The organism is Phenylobacterium sp., from assembly GCF_041913825.1.
Classification (GTDB): domain Bacteria; phylum Pseudomonadota; class Alphaproteobacteria; order Caulobacterales; family Caulobacteraceae; genus Phenylobacterium.
The window spans coordinates 184578-209184 of sequence record NZ_JAYSEO010000002.1 but is presented as its reverse complement, the minus strand read 5'-3'; the positions used below and the strand labels follow the sequence as shown (position 1 = coordinate 209184).

Sequence of the window (24607 nt, the reverse complement as noted above, 5' to 3'; positions counted from 1 at the left end):
GGCGCCCCGGGCGGGCCGTCGCGGCGGGGCGCCCGGCAGCCTCACTTCCGGTGCTGCGGCTTGTCCGTCACCTTCACGAAATGCTCCTGGTAGGCGCGCGACTTGCCCTCCGGATTCTTGCTGATCCCCCGCCGGACCGCGGTCTTGCCGTCCTTGCTGAAGGTCCAGAACTCGCCGGCGATGACGTCGCCATCCTTCATCTTCAGCACCTGCAGCTCATGAGGTTCGGTCAGCAGGGTGGAGATCTGGTTGAATCGCACCTGGTTCGGGAACGGGGCGACCGTGCCGTCGAGCTTCGAGACGTGCTCGCTGATGTACGGCTTGTCCGGCTGGGTGGTGTTCTCGGAGTAGTAGTGCAGCTCGTCGCCTTCCACCTTCATCCAGATGGTCAGCTTGAAGTTGGCCGGGGTGGTGATGCCGGGGGTGTCGTTGTGCTGTTCCTTCCAGGCCCCGTCCACAGGGTGGGCCAGGGCCGGGACGGCCAGAGCGGCGCTCAGCGCCAGGCCGGCCACGATCGCGCGCATGTTCATGTGAAAACTCCTCCAGACTGGCGGCGGCCTAGTAGGCCACCCGCGATTCAAGGTTCCTCTCGACCTCACCCCGGGTGGTCCAGAGGGTGCGGTAGGTCTTCTTGGACAGGTGCTCGAGCTGGTCGCTCCGGTGGGGCGAGCCGGGCTGGGTCGAGTTGCCGTAGCTCATCAGGCCACGCGCCTTGATGGGCGTGGAGAACTCCACCATCGAGACCCAGGTCTCCCCGTGCACCGGCGTGCGCCGGCCGTCCTTCAGCGGGCTCCAGGTGATGACGTTGAACACGCCCATGTTGCCGAACCCGCCATTGCCCGGCAGGTCGACGGAGCCGAGGTTGAAGCGCGACACCTCGCCGAACGGCCGGTCGAGCGCGCCGTACTGCGCCCTCGCCTCCACCGCCGCCGCCTTCAGCATCTCCACCGCCGCGGCCGGGTCCTTCAGGCCGGACGGCGTGTCGATCGGCCGGGCGGCGTCCCAGCGCACGGCGTAGTTGGCGTCGCTGAGGAAGTTCGGGCCGGCGAACTTGCGGGCCCACGTCTCGAACAGCAGGGCGCCGCGCGCGCCGCCGTCCACCGTCCGGTCCCAGGCCTTCAGCACGGCCACGGCCTCGCGCACGTCCGCATCGGCGCTGCCGGCCGCGGCGGCCAGCAGGTCGTCCAGCACCCGGTCGGCCATCAGGACATGCGTGGAGGTCTTCCGCCGAACGAAGTCGTCGAAGGTGATCTTCGGCGGGTCGGCCATCAGGTGCGACGAGTGCTGCGCCCTGAGCGACATGGGGCCCGGGCTGGCGACGTAGGCCGGATAGTCCTTCGCCTGGATTGCCTGCGGCCAGGTGGAGACCCACGGCGGGTCGTTGGTGTTCTGGACATAGCCGGTGGCCGGGTCGACCACCTTGGGCAGGTCCTCGTAGGCGTGGATCTCGGTCCACAGCGTCTTGGACGTGTCGCCGGGCACGAGGCCGCTCCAGTAGCGCACGTCGCCGTCCGGGTGCTTCGGCAGGATGCCGTTCAGCAGGTACTGGATGTGCCCTTCGCGGTCCGCGTAGACGATGTTGAAGGACGGCACCTGCAGGCGCTTCATCACCGACTGGTACTCGGCGAAGCTCTTAGACTTGCCCATGTCCCAGTACTGGCGAAGGCCGCCGGGCCGATCGAGGCCAGCCACGCGGACGGCCACCGTCTTGCCGTCGGCGCGGGCGAACACCGGGCCGTGCACGGAGGAGCGGATCTCCAGCGTCTCGGTCTTCAGGCCGCCGTCCGGCTGGCGGACCTTGTAGGTCTTGGTCCTGGTCGTGAACGGCCGCACCTGGCCGTCGAAGACGTAGCCGCCGTCGGCCAGCTTCAGCTCGTAGTTGGTGGCGCCCAGGATGTTGTTGACCGTGTTGGTGAAGCCCATCCGCTCGTTGAAGGCGAAGCGCAGCACCGGCAGGCCGACCTGGGTGGCGCCGTACATCTTGAAGCCCGGGCCGTTCAGGTCGGCCTCGAAGTAGGTGAGCTGGCTGGGCGCCCAGGGCAGGTGCGGGTTGGCGAGCAGCAGGGTGTTCCCGCTGGCCGACTTCTTCGGCATGACCGCCCAGGCGTTGGAGCCTGCGTCGGCGTTGCCGCCCAGGGTCCGCTGGGCGGGCGCCACGTACTGGAAGTTCATCAGCTTGTGGGCGTGGGCCATGACGTCCACCCCGCTGACCGGCAGGACCCGGCGCACCGCCGGGTCGAGCTTGTCGGGATGGGCCCGGGCGTAGGCGTTCATGCCCTCGGCGAAGGCATCCAGGTTGGCGCGGAACGCCGCCGGCTCCTTGCGGTACCATTCTGCCGCCCGCTCGTAGACGTCGTTGGCCAGCACCCACTTGTCGGACTCGACCTCGGACGCGCCGAAGTACTCCGCCGCCCGCCCCCGCGCCTGGCCGTAGAGCTTCAGGACGACGTCACCGTGGTTCTGGGCGGTGGCGTAGCCGAAACCGTAGAAGACCGCCGCCTCGTCCTTCCCGTAGATGTGCGGCACGCCGTAGGAGTCCCAGAGGATCTCCCCGCGCGCCGGAGCCTGCGGCTGGGCCTGCGCCGGCGCGAGGGGCAGGACCCCCGCGCCGACCAGGGCCGCCAGGGCGAGAACGGTTCTACGCTGCATGCTCACTCCCCTCACCGGCGCGCTCAGAAGCTGTACTGCAGGCGCGCGTAGTAGAAGCCGCCGGTGAAGCCGAACGGCGACGTCCCCGGATACTGGCCCGAGCCGAGGTTGGCGTTGAAGGTGCCGTTCGGGCTCGGATAGACGTTGAACAGGTTGTTGGCCCCGAGCGCCACGTTCACCTGCTCGTTCACCCGGAAGCCCACCTCCAGGTCGGTGATCCACTTGGGCCCGAAGCTCCGGTCGTTGGCCGGGATGTTCTGCCAGATGGTGTAGCCCCCGTAGCGGGTGCCCCGCAGGTTCACCGTCAGCCAGTCCCAGGAGTAGTTCAGGCTCGCCGCCACCTTGGTGTTCGGGAACGCCTCGGTGAGGTTGCCGCGGCTCAGCCGGTCGAACAGCACGAAGCCCGAGCCGAGCGCCGTCAGCTCCGGCGGGTTCGGGATGACGCCGGTGATCTTGGTCTCGTTCCAGTTCGCGCCGACGCTCCAGCGGAGCTCGCCGTAGGGACCCAGGCTGTTGCGCCAGGTGGCCACCACGTCCACGCCCCGGGTCCGGGTGTCGATGGCGTTGGTGTAGTACTGGGCGCTGAGATCGCCGGACAGGCCGTTGGCGATCAGGATGTTGCTCACCGCCGTGCCGGTCAGGGTGCTGGTGATCGCGATCCGGCCGTCCACCTCGATCTGATAGGCGTCCGCCGTGATGCTGAGGCTCGGCAGCGGCTGCAGGGTGACGCCCACGCTGTAGTTGGTGGACTCCTCCGGCTGCAGCGGCTCGGCGCCCAGCGCGATGGCCTCGGGCGAGCCCACCGGCAGGGTCTTGATCTGCAGCAGGGTCAGCACCCCGCCCACCTGCCGGAACTGGCTCGAGCTCGCCGCATAGTTCTGCTGCGCCAGACCGGGGGCCCGGAAGCCGGTGCTGATCGCGCCGCGCACGCCCAGCCAGTCGGTGAAGTCGTAGCGGGCGTTGATCTTGCCCACCAGGGTGTCGCCCGAGGCGTCGTCGTAGTCCTCGTAGCGGGCCGCCGCCCCCAGGAAGAACTGCTCCGTGGGGTTCCAGCCCAGCTCCACGTAGCCGGCGTAGTTGTTGCGCGACGACTTGCTGGCGTCCGACGGCTGGAAGCCGGGCGCGGCCTGGGCGCCGGTGGCCGGGCGCTGGCCGGCGAACGGCTGGCCCGCCGGGATGACGTAGAGGCCGGCCGCGTAGCTCGCCGGCTCGCCCTGCTCCACCTCGTAGGTCTCGCGCCGGTGCTGCAGGCCGAAGGAGACCTGCAGGTCGCCCGCGCCGGCCAGCTCGAAGCCGCGCGTGACGTCCAGCGAGTTCACCCACTCCGAGGATTCCAGCGCGCCCACGTAGAACTCGGTCGGGCTGGTGGGGCCGAGGCTCGCATTGATGCTCTCGGCGACATTCTCCTCGGCGCGGTTGCGGCCGTAGGTGGAGGACAGGTCCCACGACCAGCCGGCCGCCTCGCCGCGCACGCCCACGGCAAGCTCGTAGTCCTCCTCGTCGATCACCAGGTTCGGGCGGAAGCCCTCCGGATAGACCTGCGGCAGGGCGTTTACGCTGTTCGGCGCCCGGAACGTGAAGGGCAGGTCCGAGACCCGCTTGCTGTAGGTGCCGAAGCTGTAGAGCTCGGTCTCGCCCAGGGCATAGGCGCCGTTGAAGCCGACGTTCGCCCCCCACTGCGGCAGGACCCCGTAGTTGCGGGTGATCCGGCTGCGGTCGACCGTGAGCTCGCGCGGGTCCGGCTGGCCGTTGATCCGCGGATAGATCTGGATGTTCCCGGCCACCGGCACGGCGCGGTTCGAGAGCGCCTGGTCCTTGGTGTTGAAGAACAGCTTCAGGAAGCCGCCGTCGCCGAGCTCGAGGCCGTAGTCGCCCTGCACCTGCAGCAGGTCGCCGTCGCCCCGGTCGAAGTTCTCGCCGTAGGTGACGCTGACCTGGCCGCCCTTGTTCTGCTTCAGCATGATGTTGATCACGCCGGCGATGGCGTCCGAGCCGTATTGGGCGGCCGCGCCGTCGCGCAGCACCTCGATGCGGTCGATGCCGGAGGTGGGGATCAGGTCCAGGTCGGCCGGGACCGAGCCGTTGTAGAGCGACGAGACCGAATTGATCAGCGAGGTCTTGTGGCGGCGCTTGCCGTTCACCAGCACCAGCGTCTGGTCGGGGTTCAGGCCCCGGAGGCCGCCCGTGGCGATCACCGTCGAGGTGCCGCCGCCGGCCCGGGCCGGCAGGTTGAACGAGGGCACCAGGGTCTGCAGCGCCTGGAAGGCGCCCGCCCGGCCGGTCCGTTCCAGCTCCGTGGCCGAGATCACGTCGATGGGCGTCGGGCTGTCGATCACCGTGCGGGGCTGGCCCCGCGTGCCCGTGACCACCAGCTCGCCCACCTCGGCGTCCTGCGCCAGGGCCGGCAGGGCCGCGCCCGCGACCGACACCGCGGCCAGAGCCGCGCCCATGCGTCCGCCGCGGCGGCGTGCGCCCTTGTTGTACGTCGACATACTAAACCCCCTTGCGCCGCTTGCCGGCGCAGCTCCTGTCCACCGCCGCATGACGCGGCCCCAACTCACGCCGGGCCGTCGGCTGCCCGCGCCCGGCTCCGAAAGGACCAGGTGGCGGTTCTCGTCTGTCGCGGGTGCGGGCGACAGCGCAGCGCGATGGCCGCCCCTCCCAAGGCTGCCGGCCTCGCCCCCGCTGTCCTTGGCGCCTGAGAGATTTCGGCGGCGCTCGGCCGCCTTGCTCCTTCGGCGAGGGCGCACGCGCCCTGCTTTCCAGCGTTTAGCCGCCCTGGCGGTCCTTCTGCTTGAGCGTTTCCGGGGCGGTTGCGCCTTCAGCGCCGGGCTGGTCGCCCGGTCTCTCCCGCGAGAGCACCCGCAGCTTGGGCGGCAAGGGCGAAGCCGCGCAAGGGCATAAACGCATCGCGGCTAGGGGAAAAACTAACCGCAGCGAGAGATTCTTTTGCGTTCAGGCAGCCGCACGCACAGAAACTGTGCACGCCTGCGGCGCGCGCCCGGTCAGATCTTCTCGTCCAGGAGGTCCTGCACGAAGGGCGGCAGCCAGGGGTTGCGCACCGGCTTCATCCGTTCCGCCCGGTAGATGTGGGTCAGGTCGGCGTAGGCTCGGTCGAAGTCCTTGTTGACGATCACATAGTCGTACTCGGCCCAGTGGGTGATCTCCCGCTTGCCGAGCGCCAGGCGCTGTTCGATCACCTCGAGGCTGTCCTGGGCGCGGGCGTGCAGCCGGCGCGAGAGGTCGGCCCACGACGGCGGCAGGACGAAGATCCGCACGGAGTCCTCGGGCTGCTTCTCGGCGATCTGCTGGGCCCCCTGCCAGTCGATGTCGAACATCACGTCCTTGCCGGCCTCCAGGGCGGCGATCACCGGCGCCTTGGGCGTGCCGTAGAGGTGGCCGTTGACCTCGGCCCACTCGAGCAGCTCGCCGGCCTCGATCATCGCCTCGAACTCCGGGCGGGTCTTGAAGAAGTACTCGCGCCCCTCCTCCTCGCCCGGCCGCGGGGCCCGGGTGGTGGCGGAAATCGACAGGATCATGCTGGCGTAGTCGGCGACGAGCCGGCGCGACAGCGAGGTCTTGCCCGCCCCGGCCGGGCTGGAGACCAGCATCAGCAGGCCGCGACGCACCGTTTCCCACGGCTTCACGTGATGGTCGTCGTGGATCAAGACGCCCTACTCCACATTCTGAACCTGCTCGCGGAACTGCTCGATCACCGCCTTGAGGTCCAGCCCCACGGTGGTGAGCGCCGCGATGGCCGACTTCGAGCAGAGCGTGTTGGCCTCGCGCATGAACTCCTGGGTCAGGAAGTCGAGCCGGCGTCCCACCGCCCCGTCGCCCCCGACCAGTTGCCGCGCCGCCTGGATGTGGCCGGCCAACCGGTCCAGCTCCTCGCGCACGTCGGCCTTCACGGCGAGCGCCGCGGCCTCCTGCAGCACCCGCTCCTCGGGCACGGCGTCGCCGGCGAGCTCCGCCATCCGCCGCTCGAAGCGTTCCTTGATGGCCGCCGGCTGGGCGGCGGCGTGGCCCTCGGCGGCGGCCACCAGGTCGGCGATCCGGTCGAGCAGGCCGCTCAGCACGCCGAGAAGCGCCTGCCCCTCCTCCCGCCGTGCGGCCAGCAGGTCGTCGAGGGCGGCGCCGATCGAGGCGGCCATGGCGGCTTCCAGGGCGGCCTGCGCCTCGGCGTCCTCCAATGCGTCGGCGGCCTCGATGACGCCCTTCAGCCCCAGCAGCCCGTCGAGCCGCGGCGGCGCCACCATGCCCGTCGCTACATACGGCCCGCCCGCGGCGAGGTAGCGCTCGAGCTGCTCCACATTGATGCGGACGGCGGTGGCGCCCTCCGCCCGGCGTGCCTGCAGGCCGACCGTCAGTTGTCCGCGCTGGAACCGCGCCTGGGCGCCCTCGCGGGCGGCGCGCTCCAGGCCCTCGAAGCCGGGCGGGCCGCGGAAGCGGACCTCGAGGTTGCGGCCGTTCACGGAGCGGGCCTCGACGGCCCAGGTCCAGCCGCCGGAGGCGCCTTCCGCCCGGCCGAAGCCGGTCATGCCGGAAATCGCCATCAGCGTCCCGCCCCCGCCTGCGCCGCCCGCGCGCGCTCCACCTCGCGCCAGCGCGCGACGTTTCGCCGGTGTTCGTCGAAGGTCGAGGCGAAGACGTGGCCGCCCGAGCCGTCGGCGACGAAGAACAGCTCGCTGGTCGACGGCGGGTTCAGCACCGCCTCGATCGCCGCCCGGCCCGGATTGGCGATCGGCGTCGGAGGCAGGCCGTCGATCTGGTAGGTGTTGTAGGGCGTCCGCGCTGCGAGCTCGGAGGCCAGGATCCCCCGGCCGAGCGGACGGCCCCGCGAGACGCCGTAGATGATCGTCGGATCGCTCTCCAGCCGCATCCCCTGGCGCAGCCGGTTGACGAACACCGCCGCGATGCGCGGCCGCTCGGCGGCGACGCCGGTCTCCTTCTCGACGATGGAGGCGAGCGTCAGGGCCTCCTCCGGCGTCTCGAACGGCAGGCCCCGCTGGCGCCTGGGCCAGAGCTCGGCCATCAGGTCGTCCTGGGCCTTGGCCATCCGCTGCAGCACGGCGGCGCGGCTGTCGCCGCGCTGGACCTGATAGGTGTCAGGCAGCAGGGCCCCTTCGGCCGGCACGGGGGCCTCGCCCACCAGCACCGGCTGGCGCAGCACCGCCTCCCAGGCCATCTCGCTGGTCCAGCCTTCGGGCACGGTCACCAGGTGGCGCACCACCCGGCCGGCGCGGATGTCGCCCAGCACCCCGGCCATGGAGGCCCCGCTGCGGAACTCGTACTCGCCCGCCTTCAGGGCGCCGGCGGCGCCGCTCAGCCGGGCGGCGGCCATGAACACCGCCTTGGACCGGATCACGCCGGCCCGCGCGAGATTGTCGGCGATGCCGCCAAGGCCGGAGCCCCGCGCGAGGACGACGGTGGTCGCCTCACCTTCCCGCGCCTGCGGGCCGGGCCCGCGATAGGTCCACAGCACCCAGCCGCCCGCCACCAGGGCGAAGGCCGCCAGGGCGAAGAGCACGCCGCCGACGGTGCGCAGCGGCCCCGGAGGCGCTCTGCGGGGCACGGGGCGGCGTCGCGGGCGGGGACGTCGGGTCACGCGACCTTCTTGAAGACCACCGAGGCGTTGGTGCCGCCGAAGCCGAAGGAGTTCGACATGGCGACGTTGATCTCGCGCTGCACCGGCTTGTGCGGGGCGAGGTCGATCGAGGTCTCCACCGAGGGGTTGTCCAGGTTGATGGTCGGCGGCGCGACCTGGTCGCGGATGGCCAGCACCGTGAAGGCCGCCTCGATGGCCCCGGCCGCGCCCAGCAGGTGGCCCGTGGCCGACTTGGTCGAGCTCATGGTGACCTTGGCGGCGGCGTTGCCCAGCAGGCGCTCGACGGCGCCCAGCTCGATCTCGTCGCCCAGCGGCGTCGAGGTGCCGTGGGCGTTGATGTAGTCGATGTCGGCCGGGGCGATGCCGGCGTCCTTGATCGCCGCCTTCATGGCGCGGAAGCCGCCGTCGCCGTCCTCGGCCGGGGCCGTGATGTGGTAGGCGTCGCCGGCGAGGCCGTAGCCGGCCACCTCGGCATAGATCTTCGCTCCGCGCGCCTTGGCGTGCTCGTACTCCTCCAGCACCAGGATCCCGGCGCCCTCGCCCATGACGAAGCCGTCGCGGTCCTTGTCGTAGGGGCGGCTGGCCTTCTCGGGCTGGTCGTTGAAGCCGGTGGACATGGCGCGGCAGGCGATGAAGCCGGCGATGCCGATCGGAACCACCGAGCTTTCCGCACCGCCGGCGATCATCACGTCGGCGTCGCCGTACTTGATCAGCCGGGCCGCGTCGCCGATGGCGTGGGCCCCGGTGGCGCAGGCCGTCACCACCGCGTGGTTCGGGCCCTTGAAGCCGTGGCGGATCGAGACCTGGCCGCTGGCCAGGTTGATCAGCGCCGAGGGGATGAAGAAGGGGCTGATCCGGCGCGGCCCCTTCTCGTGCAGTTCGATGGCCGTCTCGGCGATGGGGCCGAGGCCGCCGATGCCGGAGCCGATCATCACCCCGGTGCGCTCGCGGCCTTCGTCGTCCTGCGGGGCCCAGCCCGAGTCGCGCACCGCCTCGTCGGCGGCGGCGATGGCGTAGAGGATGAAGTCGTCGACCCGCCGCCGGTCCTTGGCGCTGAGCGTCTGGTCCGGATCGAAGGAGCCCGGCACGTCGGGCCCGCCGCCCCCCCGCCCATCCACCCGCGGCACTTCGCAGGCCACCTGGCAGGCGTAGGCTTCGGGATCGAAGGCGGTGATGCGGCCCGCGCCGGACTGTCCGGCGAGAATCTGCTTCCAGACGTGCTCGACACCCACGCCCAGCGGGGTGACGAGGCCCATCCCGGTGACGACGACTCGACGCATGGCTGACCTCAAACGAGAACCGCCGCGGCTGAGGGGTTTGGGTCCCTCGGCGACGCGGCGGTCAAATTTCAGAGCATGGACAGGCGCTTAGGCGCCCAGGCGCTCCTGGATGAACTTCACGGCGTCGCCGACGGTCTGGATGTGCTCCGCCGCGTCGTCCGGGATTTCGATGTCGAATTCTTCTTCGAAGGCCATCACCAGCTCGACGTTGTCGAGGCTGTCGGCGCCCAGGTCATCGATGAAGCTCGCCTTCTCGGTGACCTTTTCGGGATCGGCGTCGAGGTGTTCGATGACGATCTTACGGACGCGTTCAAGGACGTCGGACATTAGGCAGGTCCCTCAGGGCTTAGTCAGTCTTTGCATTCGGCGACGGCGGCGTTGCTGTCAACTGCCGCCGGAGCCTCTTGGTTCGGGCCGCCGGGTAGCATGTTCGCACCGGCGAGGCGAGGCCTAGATCATCACCATGCCGCCGTTGACGTGCAGGGTCTGGCCGGTGACGTACCCCGCCTCGTCGCTGGCGAGGTAGACGCAGGCGCTCGCCACGTCGCGGCCCGCCCCCAGGCGGCCCGACGGGATGGTCGACATGATCTGCGCCCGCTGCTGCTCGTTCAACGCGTCGGTCATCGGGCTCTCGATAAAGCCGGGGGCCACGCAGTTCACGGTGATTCCGCGACTCGCCACTTCCTGGGCGAGCGCCTTGGAGAAGCCGATCATGCCAGCCTTGGAGGCGGCGTAGTTCGCCTGGCCAGGATTGCCGGTGACGCCCACCACCGAGGTGATGCCGATGATGCGGCCGTGCCGGCGCTTCATCATCCCCCGCATGCTGGCGCGCGCCAGGCGGAAGTAGCTCTCCAGGTTGACCCGGATCACCGCGTCCCAGTCCTCGTCCTTCATCCGCATCAGAAGGCCGTCCTTGGTGATGCCGGCGTTGGCGACCAGGATGTCGATGGGCGCGCCGGCCGCCTTCTCGGCGGACTCGATCAGGCCGTCCACGGCGGCGGCGTCGGACAGGTTGGCCGCGGCGACCGCGGCGCGCTCGCCGAGCTGCCCGGCCAGGTCCTGCAGCACCGCCTCGCGCGTGCCGGAAAGGACGACGAAGGCGCCCTGCGCGTGCAGCGCCCGGGCGATCTCCGCGCCGATGCCGCCGGTGGCCCCGGTGACGAGGGCGGTCTTGCCGCTGAGGTCGAACATGGGCGGTCCTCTCTTATAGAGTCTTGGCGAAGGCTTCGAGGTCGGCGGGCGCGTTCAGCGGGATCGCCTCGGCGTCCGGCGCGATGCGCTTGACCATGCCGGACAGCACCTTGCCGGCCCCGGCCTCGGCGAAGTGGGTCACCCCGCCCTCGCCGGCCAGCCACAGGACGCTCTCGCGCCAGCGGACGCGGCCGGTCACCTGCTCCACGAGCAGCCGGCGGATCGCTTCGGGATCGTGGGTCGGCCGCGCGGTGACGTTGGCCACCACCGGCGCCTTCGGGGCGACGATGGTCGCCGCCGCCAGGGCCTCGGCCATCTCGTCCGCGGCCGGCTGCATCAGCGGGCAGTGGAAGGGCGCCGAGACGTTCAGCGGGATCGCCCGCGCGCCCAGCTCCTTGGCCTTCTCGATGGCCCGGTCCACGGCCGCCTTGGCGCCGGAGATCACCACATTGCCCTGGTTGTTGTCGTTGGCCACGACGCAGACGCCGAGCTCGGCGCCGGCTTCCGCCGCCTGTTCGGCCAGGGCCACGTCGGTCTTCGGCCCGATGAGCGAGGCCATGGCCCCCGCGCCCACGGGGACCGCCCGCTGCATGGCCTGGCCGCGCAGCTTCAGGAGGCGGGCGGTGTCGGCCAGGCTGATCGCGCCGGCGGCGGCCAGGGCCGAGTATTCGCCCAGGCTGTGGCCGGCCACGAAGGCCGCCCTGTCGACGCCGACGCCGAACTCGCGCTCCAGCACCCGGGTGACGGCGACGCTCACCGCCATCAGCGCCGGCTGGGCGTTCTCCGTCAGGGTGAGCTGGTCCTCGGGACCTTCCTTCATCAGCTTGAAGAGCCCCTGCCCCAGCGCCTCGTCGACTTCCTGGAAGACCTCGCGGGCGGCGGCGAACGCCTCGGCGAGTTCGGCGCCCATGCCGACCGCCTGGCTGCCCTGGCCGGGGAAGATGAAGGCGAGGCTCATGGGGTCCCGCTCCGTGGCTGAAGAATCCGAGCGGCGAGGGTTAGGGGATAAGGCTATCGTGGGCAAGCACACGGGGAGGACGCCATGAGAGCGGTCGTGCGGCGCGAAAAGAAGCTGGTCTGCGACGAGATTCCGGAGCTCGAGCCGGCGGAGGGCCAGGTGCTCGTCCGCACGCTCGCCTGCGGCATCTGCGGGTCTGACCTGCACGCGCTCCACCATATGGAGCACATGATCGAACTCTCCCGCCGGGCGGGCGGGCTCGACAACGGGTTCGACCCCACCGCCGACACCGTGTTTGGCCACGAGTTCTGCGCCGAGGTGCTGGACTACGGCCCCGGGACCAGCCGCACATTGAAGCCCGGCGCGCGCGTGGTCAGCGTGCCGGCGACGCTGAACGGCGGCGGCGTGGAGCTGCTGGGCTTCTCCAACCGCCTGCCCGGCGGCTTCGCCGAACGCATGCTGCTCACCGAGGCCATGCTCCTTGAGGTGCCGAACGGCCTGCCGACCGACCAGGCGGCGCTCACCGAGCCGTTCGCCGTGGGCCTGCACGCCGTGGCCAAGGCGCGGATGGACGCCGACTCCGTGGCGCTGGTGGTGGGCTGCGGGCCCGTGGGCCTGGCGGTGATCGCCGCGCTTAAGGCGGCCGGCCACGGGCCGGTGATCGCCGCCGACTTCTCGCCCCGCCGCCGCGCCGCGGCCGAGCGCCTGGGCGCGGACATCCTCGTCGACCCGGCGGTGGAGAATGCGCACGAGCGCTGGGACGCGCTGGGCGTGCCCAGGGCGCGCGCCGCTCAGCAGATGCTCCGCATGATGGGCGGCCGCTTCGGGCGGCCGGTGATCTTCGAGTGTGTCGGCGCCCCCGGCGTGCTGCAGGGCCTGATCGAGGCCGCGCCCGCGGGCGCCCAGATCGTCGTCGCCGGAGTGTGTATGGAGACCGACCGGATCGAGCCCTCCATCGCCATCACCAAGGAGGTCGAGCTGACCTTCGTGTTCGGCTACACGCCCGAGGAGTTCGCCCAGACGCTGCGGCATCTGGCCGAGGGCGTGATCGACGTTTCGGACCTGGTCACCGGCAAGGTGGGACTCGACGGCGTGGCCGACGCCTTCGTCGCCCTGGGCGATCCGGAAGCCCACGTGAAGATCCTGGTGGAGCCCGGCCGGTAAGCCGGCCCGAATTAGCTTCACGGTTCAGATAACGCTGTCGTTCACTGCAGCACTCACGGTGAAGCTGCGCCGCATTGTGGCCACAATGCCGCGGCGCGTGAAGGATCGGGCCAGTATCGACGCGCGCATTGACGCAGTCCGAATACTTGTCCCCCGGCCCGCCGCAGCGCTCCGGCAGTTTTCAGCGAACGTGGGTTTTCCGTTCACTATACTTCTACACCACGGAGTTGTTTTCGTGGTGATCGTTGCGACCGGCAGGAGAGGCGGAAGTTATCCGTTCCCGACCCTGGTCCTGGGCGAAGCTGGTAAGCTTACCGCACGCAGCAACTCTCTGCCGGACCTGGCGGCGCACAGCTCTTGCAACACTTGGATTGCGTTCGGTGCGTTGTTTCAGTTTGAGACGATGACTTCGAACGCCCCGCTACTGTGGTTACCGCCTATTCACTACCTTGACAGTGGGCGGCGGGCGCAATAGAGGGCCATGGCTAATCGATAGTTAAAGTGGCGACCTACAACCAGAAGTTTGCAGGTTCCGCGAGTCCTCGCGGTCCGCGCGCCATGCGGTTGAAGTCTCCGCAAGACCAGTTCCCACGCTTAAACAAACCAACCTCACACGCCAGGGGCGAACATGACTACCCTTCGGAACCTTCTGATCGCCGCCGGCAGCGCCGTCGCGCTGGCCAGCCTCGCCACCGCGGCCGCCGCCCAGACGCCGAGCGGCCCGGCCAACCCGGCGCCGACCCCCAAGCAGGCGGACGCGCAGATGTCGGTGACCATCCAGTCGCCGCTGACCGTCACCAAGGACAGCGACCTGGCCTTCGGCACCCTGATCAAGCCGGTGAGCGGGAACGCCCTCCCCGTCACCCTCGCCAGCTCCAACGGCCAGGTGACCTACAACAACCAGACCACCAGCGGCACGCCCGCGGTGTTCACGGTGACCAGCAGCGCCGGCACCACCTTCACCCCGACCTACACGGCCTCCGGCGCGATCACCTCGCTGCCGGGCTTCGCGGTCCTGACGCCGACCGGCGCCCAGGGGGCCGACGCGCCCGGCGGCCTGACCGGCAACATGGGTCAGATGGCGATCGGCGCGAACACCACCACCCGCGAACTGCGCTACGGCGCGACGTTCAACCTCGGTCCCGCGGTGCCTCCGGGCCTGTATTCCGGGAACCTGAACGTCACGGTCAACTACCAGTAAGCCGGACGGGGCGCGGCCGAAGCTGAGCTGTTCAGCTTCGGTCAACCCCACTCACTTAAGCGGTGGCTATGCGTCGACTCGCGCCTCTTCTCATCGCCACGGCCGCAGCCCTCGGCTGCTGCGCGCAGGCGTTCGCGCTGAACAGCGCCAGCGCGAGCGCGGCGATGACCACGCGGGTCGTCCAGAGCGCGAGCGTCGAGATTATCAGTCCGCTGGTGCTTCCCAGTGTGACCGCGGCGACAGTCTCGCCCAACGGCGCTGTTACAACCCCAGGTGCAGGCAACGCCAGCTTAACCATTCGCGGTCAAGCTGGCGACACTGTGTCGATGGCCGTGCCGGAGAGCTTCACGGTCGTCCGAACCGGGGGGACCGAGGCTTTGACCGTCAGAACCAACACCCAGGCCGAACTCGGCCTCGAGGGCGACGGCGTCGTGCTGGGCGGCGTCATGGGATCCAACACCATGAGCGTGAACGTCGGCGGCGCCCTGTCGCTGGCCTCCGCCGAGCGGCTTGAGCCGGGCGCCTACGAGGGCCTGCTCGTCGTCGTGGTGCAATACAATTGACCCGGGCCGTCCTCATCGCAGCGCTCGCCGCGCTGGCCGCCGCCCCGGTGCTGGCCCAGCCGGCCGCCCCGGCCGCTCCCGCCGCGCCCACCGCCACGACGGTCGGTGCGAACCTCAACATCTCGCCCAAGCGCGTCACCTTCGACCGTAACCGCCGCTCGGCCACGGTCTACATCTACAACCAGGGCGGCGCGCCGGCCTCGTTCGACGTGGCGCTGATCGACCGCGCCATGCTGCCCGACGGCCAGATCGTGGCCGTGACCGACGCGGCCGAGCGTCCGGAGGCGAAGCCCTACGCCGAGGCGCTCAAGTCGGCGCAGTCGATGCTGCTGGTCTCGCCGCGCCGCGTGACCCTCGCGCCCGGCCAGGGCCAGACGATCCGGATGCGCGTGAACGGCGCGCCGGACGCGGCCTCGGCCGAGTACCGGACGCACCTGACCATCACCACCATTCCGCCCCGCGACGCCGGCCTCACCGCCGAGGCCGCCGCCGGGATCGGGCCGAACGAGCTCCGCTTCCAGATCAATTCCGTGTTCGGCCTCAGCATTCCGGCCATCGTGCGCACCGGCGAGCCGGACGTCCGCGCCGGGATCGAGAACATCCGCGTCGAGTACGCCGACCTGTCGCCGGACGGCGGCCCGGCCCGGCGCACGCCGGTCGCGGTGTTCGACCTCGTGCGGCTCGGCGCCAACTCGCTGTTCGGCAATGTGGAGGTCCAGGCGGCCGGCGGCCGCAAGGCCGACGTGATCGGCATCGCCCGCGGCGTCGGCGTCTATCCGGAGATCGGCCGGCGGACCCTCCGCATTCCGCTCAGCCGCGCGCCGGCCGCCGGGGAGAAGCTCGAGATCACCTTCACGGACGACGACAGCTCTCCGGGCAAACTCCTTGCGAAACAGGCGTCGTAGGTGCGCTGCGTGGTCTGCCACCGCCGCACTTGCCATCTTACGCGCACCGGACGGGGCGGCCGCTGAGGCCGTCGCCGGGCCGGTGGCCGCGCCCGCCGCGGCGTCTGCCCAGCCCGCCGGAGACGCCCCGCTCATCGATCCGGCGGCGCTGCTGCTGTTCTCGGTCCAGCTCGACGACCTCACCCTCACCGACGGCCTGAGCGCCTACGACACGCCCGACGACCCGCTGCTGCCGGTGGGCGAACTCACCCGCCTCCTGGAGATGGACGTCGAGGTGCTGCCGGCCGAGCGGCGGATCATCGGCCGGGTGGGCGAGGCCCGCCGCTCCCTCGTCGTCGACCTCGTCAGCGGCACGGCCAAGGACGGGCCCCGCAACGTCCCCATCGCGGCCACCGACGTCGCGGTCACCGACACCGACATCTACCTGCGCGCCAGCACCCTCCAGCGGCTCCTGCCGATCAAGATCGAGGTGGATCCCGAGGGGCTGGCCATGAAGCTCGTGGCCACCGAGCTGCTGCCGGTCCAGGGCCGCATGCAGCGCCTGGCGCGCCGCCGCGACGCCTCCCAGAACATCGACCAGAAGGACGAGGTGCTCCGCGTCGAGACGCCTTACCGCCCCTTCAGCATGCCGGCCTTCGACGTGGCGCTGGGGTTCGGCGTGGAGAAGTCCGAGAACCGCCTGCCGCTGCGCTACGACATCCGGGCCGGCGCCGACCTGCTCTACACCGGCTTCCAGGGCTACCTCGGCTCCGACGAGCGGGGCGAGCCCTCGGTGGCCCGGCTCACCTTCGAGCGGCAGTCGCTGGACGGGCGGCTGCTCGGCTTCCTGAAGGCGCGGACGCTCTCGGTGGGCGACGTGTTCACGCCCAGCCTGACGCTCGGCCCCCGCAGCCTCAGCGGCCGCGGCCTCGCCTTCTCCACCGTCCCGCTCGACCAGACCAACGTCTTCAACCGGATCGACCTCCGCGGCGAGCTGCCGCTGGGCTACGACGTCGAGCTCTACATCAACGACATCCTGCGCAGCGGCCAGAACACGCCGGCCAAGGGCCGCTACGAGTTCCTGAACGTGCCGCTCAGCCAGGGCATCAACGTGGTCCGGGTGGTCACCTACGGCCCGCGCGGCGAGCGCAGCGAGGACACCCGGATCATCAATGTCGGCGGCGGCCTGCTGCGCCGTGGCGAGGCGACCTTCGAGTTCGGCGTCGTCCAGCAGGAGGAGCCGCTGGTCCGGCTGCGGGCGATCGGCGAGGACGAGCAGGCCGAGCCGGGCCGCGGCAAGCTGCGCGCCGTGGCGGCCATGAACTACGGCGTCACGCCCACCCTCACCCTCTCCGGCGCGGCGGCCTACCTGCCCTACGGCGACGACGACTACCGCACGCTCTATACCCTGGGCGCCCGGACCTCGCTCTTCGGCTTCGCCACCCAGCTCGACGTGGCGCACGACAGCCGCGACGCCTCGGCCCTCTCCCTGGGCCTGGCCGGCAGCCTGTTCGGCGTCTCCACCGTGGTGCGCCACGCCGAGTTCCGGAACGGCTTCCTGGACGAGAACGGGATCGGCACGGACACCACCCGCGAGATGCTCCGCCGCAGCGAGCTCACCTTCGACGGCAACGTCGAGCTCGGCCGCCAGGTGGTGCCCCTCTCGATCCGCGGCCTGCGCAACGAATACGCCGATGGCCAGGTCGAGCTCGCCGCCTCGGTGCGGGGCTCCACCACCGCCTCGGCCTTCCTCCTCTCCACCGGCGTCGAGTACCAGCGGACCACCGGCCGCGGCACGACCACCGACCGGCTGAACGGCTACCTCGCGGGCTCCACCTTCCGTGGCTACAAGTGGCAGCTCCGCTCGACGGTCGATTTCGAGATCCTGCCCGAGCTGCGGGCCCAGACCCTGGCGATCACCGCCGACCGGGACGTCTCGGACGCCCTGGCGCTCCGCCTGGGCCTCGGCCAGGCGCTGGACGACGCCTCGGGCTTCAACGTCACCGCCGCCGGCATCCTGAAGCTGAAGTTCGCCGACCTGTCGCTCAGCGGCGACTACAACAACGCCGATCACAGCTGGCGCGTGGGCGCCCAGCTCAACTTCGGCCTCAACTACAACCCGATCCTGCGCCGCTACCAGGTGACCCGCCCAGGCCCCGGCTCGGGCGGCAGCCTGCTGTTCGAGGCCTTCCTCGACCGCAACGGCAACGGCATCTTCGACGGCGACGACGAGCCGGTGCCCAATGTGGCGCTCGAGGGCGCCGAGGGCCGGATCCGCACCGGCGCCAACGGCAAGGCCTTCGTCACCGGCCTGGGCGCCGGGCCGACGAGCCGCCTGCTGGTCGGCCTCGACGAGGTGGAGAACACCTCGGTGCAAACCCCGCCCACCACCGTCCAGTTCTCGCCGCGGGCCGGCAGCTTCACCACGGTGCGCTACCCCATGAAGCCGACCGGCGAGGTGCTGGTGAACATCAACCTGCGCCGGCCCGACGGCAGCCTGGTGGGCCTCTCCGCCGCCAGCATCGTCCTCGTCGGCGACAACGGCTACCGGGCGGCGATGAACACCGAGTTCGACGGCTCCGCCAGCTTCCAGAACCTGCCCATCGGCACCTACCGGCTGGAGCTCGACCCCGACCAGGCCAGGCGGCTGCGCATGAGCCTGCTGGACGTGCCGCCCATCGTCGTCACCGGCGACGGCGGCTTCCTGGCGGACGTGGACGCCGAGGTCCGGTTCGCGCCCCGCGAGCCCGCCGAGGGCGCGTCGGCCCCCGCCCCTGCGGCTTCGCCGGACGCGCCGGCGCAGCCTTCGGCCGGCAATGTTCAGTAAATCCGAGGCGGATATCTTCCGTTCATCCGCCCGCCCGAAGGTGCTACCCAGGTTTCCGATGCGCGCCGCAAGTATTACGCAACTGCTGATTGCAGCCACGCTCGTGTTGTGGGGCGGCGGGGCGGCGGCCCAGACCTATGGCGTCGGGGTCACCAGCAACACCCCGAACCTCGGCCGCGTGGCCTCGGCGGCGTCCGGCAACACCGTGTTCCGGGTCAACCCCTCGTCGGGCCTGGTGACGCGGGTCAGCGGCTCCGGCGCGCGGATCGACACCGGGGCCACGCGCGCGACGGTCACCATCAGTTGCGGCTCGACCAACGCCTGCAACACCGACAACGTGAACGTCCGTATCGGCGCCTCCGGAACCGGCGGCCGGGGCCGGGCCCTGACCAACTTCACCGTCGCCATGGGGACGGCCAGCCTGGTCACCGCGCCCTCCGGGACGAACCCGATCAACTTCCGGATCGGCCCGATCGGCAAGAACAGCTCGAAGACCTTCTATGTCGGGGCCGACTTCCCGATCGCCGGCAACGACTCGGGCTCGGCGAGCGGCGCGGCCTTCTCGGCCTTCTACGTCTGGGCCGACGATGCGCCGAACACGCCCACCGGCAACCAGGCCGACACCGGCGAAGCGGTGGCGACCGTCTTCCGCCCGCTGGCGATCAGCAAGATCTCGGACCTGTCGTTCGGCCGCATCGTCAAGCCGGTGAGCGGGACCGGCGGCGTCGTCGGCCTGGCGGCGGCCAATTCGGGCCGCTCGTTCCCGCCGGGGGTCACCTGGCTGAACCTGCCGGCGCCCGGCCGGGCGACCTATACGGTGACCGGCGAAGGCGGCCAGATGCTGTCGATCAACATCCCGCCCAGCTTCACCATGGTGGGCCCGAGCGGCTCGAGCCTGACGGTCACCACCGACGACACGGCGCCCACGTCGCCGGTGCTCAGCGCCGTCTCCGGGACGGGCGGCTCGTACACCTTCTACGTCGGCGGCTCCTTCCCGATCACCCCGACCACCCGCAATGGCGGCTACACCGGCACCTTCAACGTGACGGTGTCCTACAACTAGCGCGGCCCGAGGCTTGCGTACGGGGCGGGCAACCGCCTCTCAGCCGCCCTGCGTTCGCCCCGCCGGCTGGGATTTGTCGCGAAATGGGGCGCCTCAGGGGGACGAGATGCCGATCACCATCCAGTTCGAGAGCATTCCGGCCGGCCTGTTCCAGACCTATTCGGAACAGGGCTTCCGGTTCTCGACCCTCGTCACTGGCCAGCAGGGCTATCCGGACGCCTTCTGGAACCGCACCCAGGTCAGCGACCTCGGCACCGGCGGCTACCTGATCAACCAGTACGCCTCCGACACGGTGATCGTGAAGCCGACCGCGGGCGGGGCCTTCGGCGCCAGCGCGATCCAGGTCAACGGGTTCAGCTTCCTGGGCTGGGACCGCACGACCCCCGTCACCGGCACCTCGGTGGTCGAGTACCACTTCACCGGCGTGAAGGCCGACGGCAGCCTCGTCACCCACCAGTTCACCACCGACGCGACCGACGGCTTCCAGACCGTCGCCCTGCCGGCCGGGTTCGCGGCGGGGCTGGTGGAGCTCAACTGGTTCATCAACGGCGGCACGGGCTGGGGCGCCTTCGACAACCTTGTCCTCAACCTGAACACCGCCCCGGTGGCCCGGCCGTTCACCGCCGCGGTGACCGGCGGCGAGATGTTCACGGGCCAGCTCGTCGCCACCGACGCGGACAACCAGCCCCTCACCTTCCTGCCCGTCGGGACCCTGCCCTCGGGCGTGGTGGTCGACAGCAACGGGACCTTCTACGTCCAGCCGCTCCCCGGCGACGCCGACCTGACCGCGCCGCGCACCGTCAGCTTCCAGTACCGGGCCTTCGACGGGACCGACTATTCCCCGGCCCAGACCGTCTCGGTGACGCTGAAGCCGGTCCCGGCGGGCCCCGACCTCTGGGGCACGCGCAAGGCCGACACCCTGACCGGCACGGCCGGCTCGGAGAAGATCTTCGGGCTCGAGGGCCACGACCGGATCAGCGCCGGCGCCGGGGCCGACAAGGTGTGGGCCGGCGACGGCAAGGACACCGTGCTGGGCGGCGCGGGCGCCGACCAGATGTGGGGCGAGGAGGGTCAGGATAGCCTGGACGGCGGCGCCGGCGACGACATCCTCATGGGCGGCGACCATAAGGACACCCTGATCGGCGGCGCGGGAGCCGACACCCTGTCGGGCGGCGACGACAACGACCTCTTCGTCTTCGGCTCGAACAGCGGCCACGACGTGATCCTCGATTTCCGCTCGGGCCATTGGGACAAGACCGCCGAAAAGTGGCCGTGGGGCCATGGCGAGAAGTGGGAGTGGGACCCCGCCGACCAGATCCGCGTCTCCCCCGCCCTGTTCGGCGACTTCGCGACCCTGATCGCTCACGCCCGCCAGACCTGGTACGGCGTGGTGATCGCCACCGAGGACGGGCAGAACAGCATCACCCTGGTGGGGGCCGGCGTCTGGTCGCTGCAGGCCGAGGACTTCGTCTTCGCCTGAGGCCGATGCAAGGAGGCTCGCCGCGACGACGGCTTGCCGCTAACGTGGCCGCAGGGCCAAGGGAACGCCTCGGGAGACCACCACGATGAAACGCCTCGCCGCCGCCGCCGCGCTCGCCGCGCTCGTCGCCACGCCCGCGCTCGCCGCGCTGAAGGCGGGCGACAAGGCGCCGGACTTCACCGCGCCCGGCTTCCAGGCCGGCAAGCCGCTGACGTTCTCGCTCGCCCAGGCCCGAAAGAAGGGCCCGGTGGTGCTCTATTTCTTCCCGGCCGCCGACACCAAGGGGTGCAACCTGGAAGCCAAGATGTTCGCCGACGCCATGCCGCAGTTCGCGGCGGCCGGCGCGACCGTGATCGGCGTCACCGCCGGCAACCTCGACAAGCTCCAGCAAATCTCGTCCGACACCGACAAGTGCTCGGGCAAGTTCCCGGTGGCCGCCGACCAGGGCGCCAAGATCGCCCGCCAGTACGACGCCATCCTGGCGGCCAAGCCCGACTGGTCCGACCGCACGTCCTACGTGATCTCGCCCAACGGCCAGATCGTGCACGCCTATTCGAAGATGGATCCCACCGAGCACGTCAGCCAGACGCTCGCCACGGTCCAGTCCATGAAGGCCAAGCGCTGAGGCCGACGCCTCAGCGCAGCAGCGCCTGCACCAGGTAGTAGAGCGCCACGCCCAGGCCGGCGCTGACCGCCGCCGCCAGTATCCTGCCTCGCCGCATGGATCCCCCTCGCCGCAGCCTCGGGCGCGGCGGGGGCCGGCGCAAGGGCGAAAACCCTTGCCCGCACAGCGGTTTTCCCCTATTTGCCCGCCTCTTCACGGAATGCGGTCTCACGCGGAACGCGAAAGGGTCGGGAAACTCCCGTCCGCCGCGCTGAGAGCCATCGTTTCCGGCGGACCTTCCGCCGCCGGACGCGCCGCCTTCCACAGCGGAAGAAGGATAGAATGGCCCTCTACGAACACGTGGTCATCTCGCGGCAGGATATCTCGCCGCAGCAGGCCGAAGCCCTCAACGACCAGCTCAAGGCCCTCATCGAACAAGGCGGCGGCAACGTCGCGAAGATCGAGTACTGGGGTCTGCGCAACCTGACCTACCGGATCAAGAAGAACCGCAAGGGTCACTACTCCCTGCTCGCCATCGACGCCCCGGCCGACGCCGTGAAGGAGATGGAGCGCCAGCTTTCGATCAACGAAGACGTCCTGCGCTACATGACCGTGCGCGTGGAAGAGCTGGACCTCGAGCTGTCCCCGATCCTCGCCCGCCGCGATCGCGACCGCGAACGCCGCGACGACGCCCCGCAATTCTAAGAAAGGGAGGCTCATCGCATGACCGACGAAACCTCCGCCGCCCCGGCCGCTCCGGCCGCCGGCGCCTCCTCGGGCGGCCAGCGCCGCCCGTTCTTCCGCCGCCGCAAGGTGTGCCCGTTCTCCGGCGCCAACGCGCCGAAGATCGACTACAAGGACGTCAAGCTCCTGCAGCGCTACGTTTCCGAGCGCGGCAAGATCGTCCCGTCCCGCATCACCGCGGTCTCCGCCAAGAAGCAGCGTGAGCTGGCCAAGGCCATCAAGCGCGCCCGCTTCCTGGCGCTGCTCCCCTACGTCGTGAAGTAAGGGAGAGGACGCACATGAAAGTCATCCTGCTCGAACGCGTGGAAGGCTGGGGCGGCCTGGGCGACGTCGTGACCGTCAAGGACGGCTACGCCCGGAACTTCCTCCTGCCGCGCAACAAGGCGCTCCGCGCCAACGCCGCGAACCTGAAGGTCTTCGAGGCCCAGCGCGCCGACATCGAGGCCCGCAACGCCAAGGCCAAGGCCGCGGCCGAGAAGTCGGGCGAGAACCTCGACGGCACGCAGTACGTCCTCATCCGCCAGGCGGGTGAGAGCGGCCAGCTCTACGGCTCGGTCGCGGGCCGCGACGTCGCCGAGGCGATCAACGCCGAAGGCGGCAAGGTCGAGCGCTCGCAGGTCGTGCTAGACAAGCCGATCAAGACGCTGGGCATGCACGAGGTGAAGATCCGCCTGCACGCGGAAGTCACCGTCACCGTGACGCTGAACATCGCCCGCAGCCAGGACGAGGCCGAGCGCCAAGCCCGCGGCGAGAACGTGATCAGCTCGCAGTTCGAGGAAGAGCGTCTGGCCGCCGAACAGGCCGCCGCCGACCTCCTCGAAGGCGGTGCGGGCCAGCTCGAGGCCGAGTACACCGAGGCCTGAGCCCAGGGCTCATCGACTTGAAGGCGGCGCGGAGAGCGATCTCCGCGCCGTTTTCGTTTGCGGCCCTGCCCTATCGCTCGTCGTAGAGCCGCCGCAGGACCGCCGTGGACATGCCCGGCAGGTCCTCGGAGATCAGGCCCGGGCCGTGCAGCTCGGCCGCCTCCGCATGGATCCAGGCCGCCGCGCAGGCGGCCTCGAAGCTCTCCATGCCCTGCGCCACCAGCCCGCCGATGAAGCCTGCCAGCACGTCCCCGGAGCCGGCAGTCGCGAGCCAGGGCGAGCCGTTGACGTTCACCGCCGCCCGGCCGTCCGGCGCGGCCACCACCGTGTCGGAGCCCTTCAGCAGCACCACCGCGCCCGCCCGCTCCGCAGCCTTGCGCGCCGCGGCGATCCGCTCGGGCGAGCCGGCCAGCACGCCCGGGAACAGGCGCTCGAACTCGCCCGGATGCGGAGTGAGCACGTCGTCGCGGTCGAGCACCGAGAACAGCTCCTCCGGGTCGTCGCGGAAGACGGTGATGGCGTCGGCGTCCAGCACCAGGGCCGCGCCCGTGCGGGCCAGCGCCAGGACGTTCAGCAGGGTGGTTTCGGTGACGCCGGCCGCCGGCCCGATCACCGCGGCGTCCACCTCGGCCGCGGCCTGCTCCAGCTCCAGGTCGGTCTCGAAGGGCCGCAGCATCACGGCCTCGAGGTGGGCCGCGTTGGAGGCCAGGGATTCCGGCGGCGAGTAGAGGGTGACGACGCCCGAGCCGATCCGCAGGCCGGCGCGCGCCGCGAGCCGCGCCGCGCCGGTGCTCCAGGCATCGCCGCTCACCACGATCAGCCGGCCGCGGGAATGCTTGTGGGAGGCGCTGTCGGGCCAGGGGAAGCGGTCCTGCCAGAGCTCCGGTCCGTTCTCGAACAGCCGGCTCGTCGTCTCGCCCAGGCCGATGTCGGCGACCACCACCTCGCCGCAATGGCTGCGTCCCGGCTCCAGCACGTGGGCGGGCTTGCGGGCGTGGAAGGTGACGGTGAGGGCCGCGCAGAACGCCGCCTCGCCCAGCGGCCGGCCGGTGTCGCCGGCGACGCCGCTCGGGATGTCCACGGCCACCACCCGCTCGCGCAGGCGCTGCGACATGCGGGCCAGGCGCGCGGCCTCGCCGTCCAGCGGCCGGGCGAGCCCCGCGCCGAACAGGGCGTCCACGAACAGCTCGGCGCGGTCCCGCCCCTCGCCCACCTCCAGGGTGCGGCCGTCCCACTTGGCGGCGGCGTCGCGGGCGTCGTCGGTCGCCGGCTCGGCCAGCGCCTCCACCCACACGTCCCAGCCCCGGGCCTTCAGGACGCGGGCGACCACATAGCCGTCGCCGCCGTTGTTGCCGGGGCCGCAGAACACCACGGTGGGGCACGGGTCGAAGCGCGCGCAGATGGCGTCGGCCACCGCCGTGCCCGCCCGCTCCATCAGCACCGGGCCTGGCGTTCCGGCCGCGATCGCGGCCCTGTCGGCGGCGGAGGTCTCGGAAACCGTGAGGATCTGGCGCGCCGCCAAGCCGCT

General features: G+C 70.7%; 23 protein-coding genes and 2 riboswitches. Of the genes, 11 read left to right on the top strand and 12 right to left on the bottom strand.

Features of this window, described 5'->3' with window-relative positions:
• Positions 1-41: 41 nt before the first annotated feature.
• The 10 genes from ACE3Q8_RS02420 to fabD all read right to left on the bottom strand — a co-directional run bounded on the left by ACE3Q8_RS02420 (position 42) and on the right by fabD (position 11686).
• Positions 42-530 (bottom strand): hypothetical protein, encoded by a 489-nt coding sequence (locus ACE3Q8_RS02420; protein ID WP_374468557.1) that lies wholly within the window; start codon positions 528-530, stop codon positions 42-44.
• Between the two features lie 28 nt (positions 531-558).
• Entirely contained in the window at positions 559-2649 is a 2091-nt protein-coding gene (locus ACE3Q8_RS02415) for a penicillin acylase family protein (protein ID WP_374468555.1), read from the bottom strand.
• A 23-nt stretch (positions 2650-2672) separates the two neighbouring features.
• Complete coding sequence (locus tag ACE3Q8_RS02410) at positions 2673-5141, bottom strand: TonB-dependent receptor plug domain-containing protein (protein WP_374468553.1); 2469 nt, start codon at positions 5139-5141, stop codon at positions 2673-2675.
• A 183-nt stretch (positions 5142-5324) separates the two neighbouring features.
• Positions 5325-5425: riboswitch (glycine riboswitch) on the bottom strand.
• A riboswitch (glycine riboswitch) is annotated at positions 5426-5512 on the bottom strand.
• A gap of 142 nt (positions 5513-5654) precedes the next feature.
• Positions 5655-6260 carry a guanylate kinase gene (gene gmk / locus ACE3Q8_RS02405; protein WP_374468627.1) on the bottom strand — a complete coding sequence of 202 codons (606 nt, stop codon included), beginning with the start codon at positions 6258-6260 and terminating at the stop codon, positions 5655-5657.
• A gap of 63 nt (positions 6261-6323) precedes the next feature.
• The gene (locus ACE3Q8_RS02400; RefSeq protein ID WP_374468551.1) at positions 6324-7205 is read right to left on the bottom strand and encodes a YicC/YloC family endoribonuclease; all 882 of its coding nucleotides are present in this window, start codon (positions 7203-7205) and stop codon (positions 6324-6326) included.
• Complete coding sequence (mltG, locus tag ACE3Q8_RS02395; RefSeq protein ID WP_374468549.1) at positions 7205-8257, bottom strand: endolytic transglycosylase MltG; 1053 nt, start codon at positions 8255-8257, stop codon at positions 7205-7207. The genes ACE3Q8_RS02400 and mltG overlap by 1 nt, the downstream gene beginning before the upstream one ends.
• On the bottom strand, positions 8254-9537 hold the full coding sequence (fabF, locus tag ACE3Q8_RS02390) for a beta-ketoacyl-ACP synthase II (RefSeq protein ID WP_374468547.1): 1284 nt from the start codon (positions 9535-9537) through the stop codon (positions 8254-8256). The genes mltG and fabF overlap by 4 nt, the downstream gene beginning before the upstream one ends.
• A gap of 87 nt (positions 9538-9624) precedes the next feature.
• A complete protein-coding gene (locus tag ACE3Q8_RS02385) occupies positions 9625-9864 on the bottom strand; it encodes an acyl carrier protein (RefSeq protein ID WP_012522113.1) in 240 nt (79 codons plus the stop codon).
• Between the two features lie 123 nt (positions 9865-9987).
• Entirely contained in the window at positions 9988-10728 is a 741-nt protein-coding gene (gene fabG / locus ACE3Q8_RS02380; protein ID WP_374468544.1) for a 3-oxoacyl-[acyl-carrier-protein] reductase, read from the bottom strand.
• A gap of 13 nt (positions 10729-10741) precedes the next feature.
• Entirely contained in the window at positions 10742-11686 is a 945-nt protein-coding gene (gene fabD, locus ACE3Q8_RS02375) for an ACP S-malonyltransferase (protein ID WP_374468542.1), read from the bottom strand.
• A gap of 84 nt (positions 11687-11770) precedes the next feature.
• On the opposite strand from fabD, the gene ACE3Q8_RS02370 reads away from it, so the two are divergent.
• From ACE3Q8_RS02370 to ACE3Q8_RS02335, 8 genes are all read left to right on the top strand, one after another.
• Positions 11771-12850, top strand: a complete 1080-nt coding sequence (locus ACE3Q8_RS02370; protein ID WP_374468540.1) for a zinc-binding dehydrogenase — start codon at positions 11771-11773, stop codon at positions 12848-12850.
• Between the two features lie 628 nt (positions 12851-13478).
• Positions 13479-14051 carry a DUF4402 domain-containing protein gene (locus ACE3Q8_RS02365; protein WP_374468538.1) on the top strand — a complete coding sequence of 191 codons (573 nt, stop codon included), beginning with the start codon at positions 13479-13481 and terminating at the stop codon, positions 14049-14051.
• Between the two features lie 68 nt (positions 14052-14119).
• Positions 14120-14614, top strand: coding sequence for a DUF4402 domain-containing protein (locus ACE3Q8_RS02360; protein WP_374468536.1), 495 nt, complete (start codon positions 14120-14122; stop codon positions 14612-14614).
• On the top strand, positions 14611-15519 hold the full coding sequence (locus ACE3Q8_RS02355; protein ID WP_374468535.1) for a hypothetical protein: 909 nt from the start codon (positions 14611-14613) through the stop codon (positions 15517-15519). The genes ACE3Q8_RS02360 and ACE3Q8_RS02355 overlap by 4 nt, the downstream gene beginning before the upstream one ends.
• Before the next feature lie 82 nt (positions 15520-15601).
• Entirely contained in the window at positions 15602-18325 is a 2724-nt protein-coding gene (locus ACE3Q8_RS02350) for a hypothetical protein (protein WP_374468533.1), read from the top strand.
• Positions 18326-18383: 58 nt separating this feature from the next.
• Positions 18384-19388 (top strand): DUF4402 domain-containing protein, encoded by a 1005-nt coding sequence (locus tag ACE3Q8_RS02345; RefSeq protein WP_374468531.1) that lies wholly within the window; start codon positions 18384-18386, stop codon positions 19386-19388.
• A gap of 106 nt (positions 19389-19494) precedes the next feature.
• Positions 19495-20868 carry a calcium-binding protein gene (locus tag ACE3Q8_RS02340; protein WP_374468529.1) on the top strand — a complete coding sequence of 458 codons (1374 nt, stop codon included), beginning with the start codon at positions 19495-19497 and terminating at the stop codon, positions 20866-20868.
• Positions 20869-20953: 85 nt separating this feature from the next.
• A complete protein-coding gene (locus ACE3Q8_RS02335; protein ID WP_374468527.1) occupies positions 20954-21493 on the top strand; it encodes a peroxiredoxin in 540 nt (179 codons plus the stop codon).
• Positions 21494-21503: 10 nt separating this feature from the next.
• Here the strand turns inward: ACE3Q8_RS02335 and ACE3Q8_RS02330 are convergent, their stop codons facing one another.
• Positions 21504-21635, bottom strand: coding sequence for a hypothetical protein (locus tag ACE3Q8_RS02330; RefSeq protein ID WP_374468525.1), 132 nt, complete (start codon positions 21633-21635; stop codon positions 21504-21506).
• Between the two features lie 179 nt (positions 21636-21814).
• Between ACE3Q8_RS02330 and rpsF the strand changes: the two genes are divergently transcribed.
• From rpsF to rplI, 3 genes are read left to right on the top strand one after another with little or no spacing between them, the layout of a single operon-like run.
• Complete coding sequence (gene rpsF / locus ACE3Q8_RS02325) at positions 21815-22177, top strand: 30S ribosomal protein S6 (RefSeq protein ID WP_257838433.1); 363 nt, start codon at positions 21815-21817, stop codon at positions 22175-22177.
• A gap of 18 nt (positions 22178-22195) precedes the next feature.
• Positions 22196-22480: a 30S ribosomal protein S18 gene (gene rpsR, locus ACE3Q8_RS02320; RefSeq protein WP_374468523.1), complete on the top strand. Its 285-nt coding sequence runs from the start codon at positions 22196-22198 to the stop codon at positions 22478-22480.
• Between the two features lie 14 nt (positions 22481-22494).
• The gene (rplI, locus tag ACE3Q8_RS02315; RefSeq protein WP_374468521.1) at positions 22495-23079 is read left to right on the top strand and encodes a 50S ribosomal protein L9; all 585 of its coding nucleotides are present in this window, start codon (positions 22495-22497) and stop codon (positions 23077-23079) included.
• A 70-nt stretch (positions 23080-23149) separates the two neighbouring features.
• On the opposite strand, the gene ACE3Q8_RS02310 is transcribed toward rplI, so the two are convergent.
• Positions 23150-24601, bottom strand: coding sequence for an NAD(P)H-hydrate dehydratase (locus tag ACE3Q8_RS02310; RefSeq protein ID WP_374468519.1), 1452 nt, complete (start codon positions 24599-24601; stop codon positions 23150-23152).
• Positions 24602-24607: the final 6 nt, after the last annotated feature.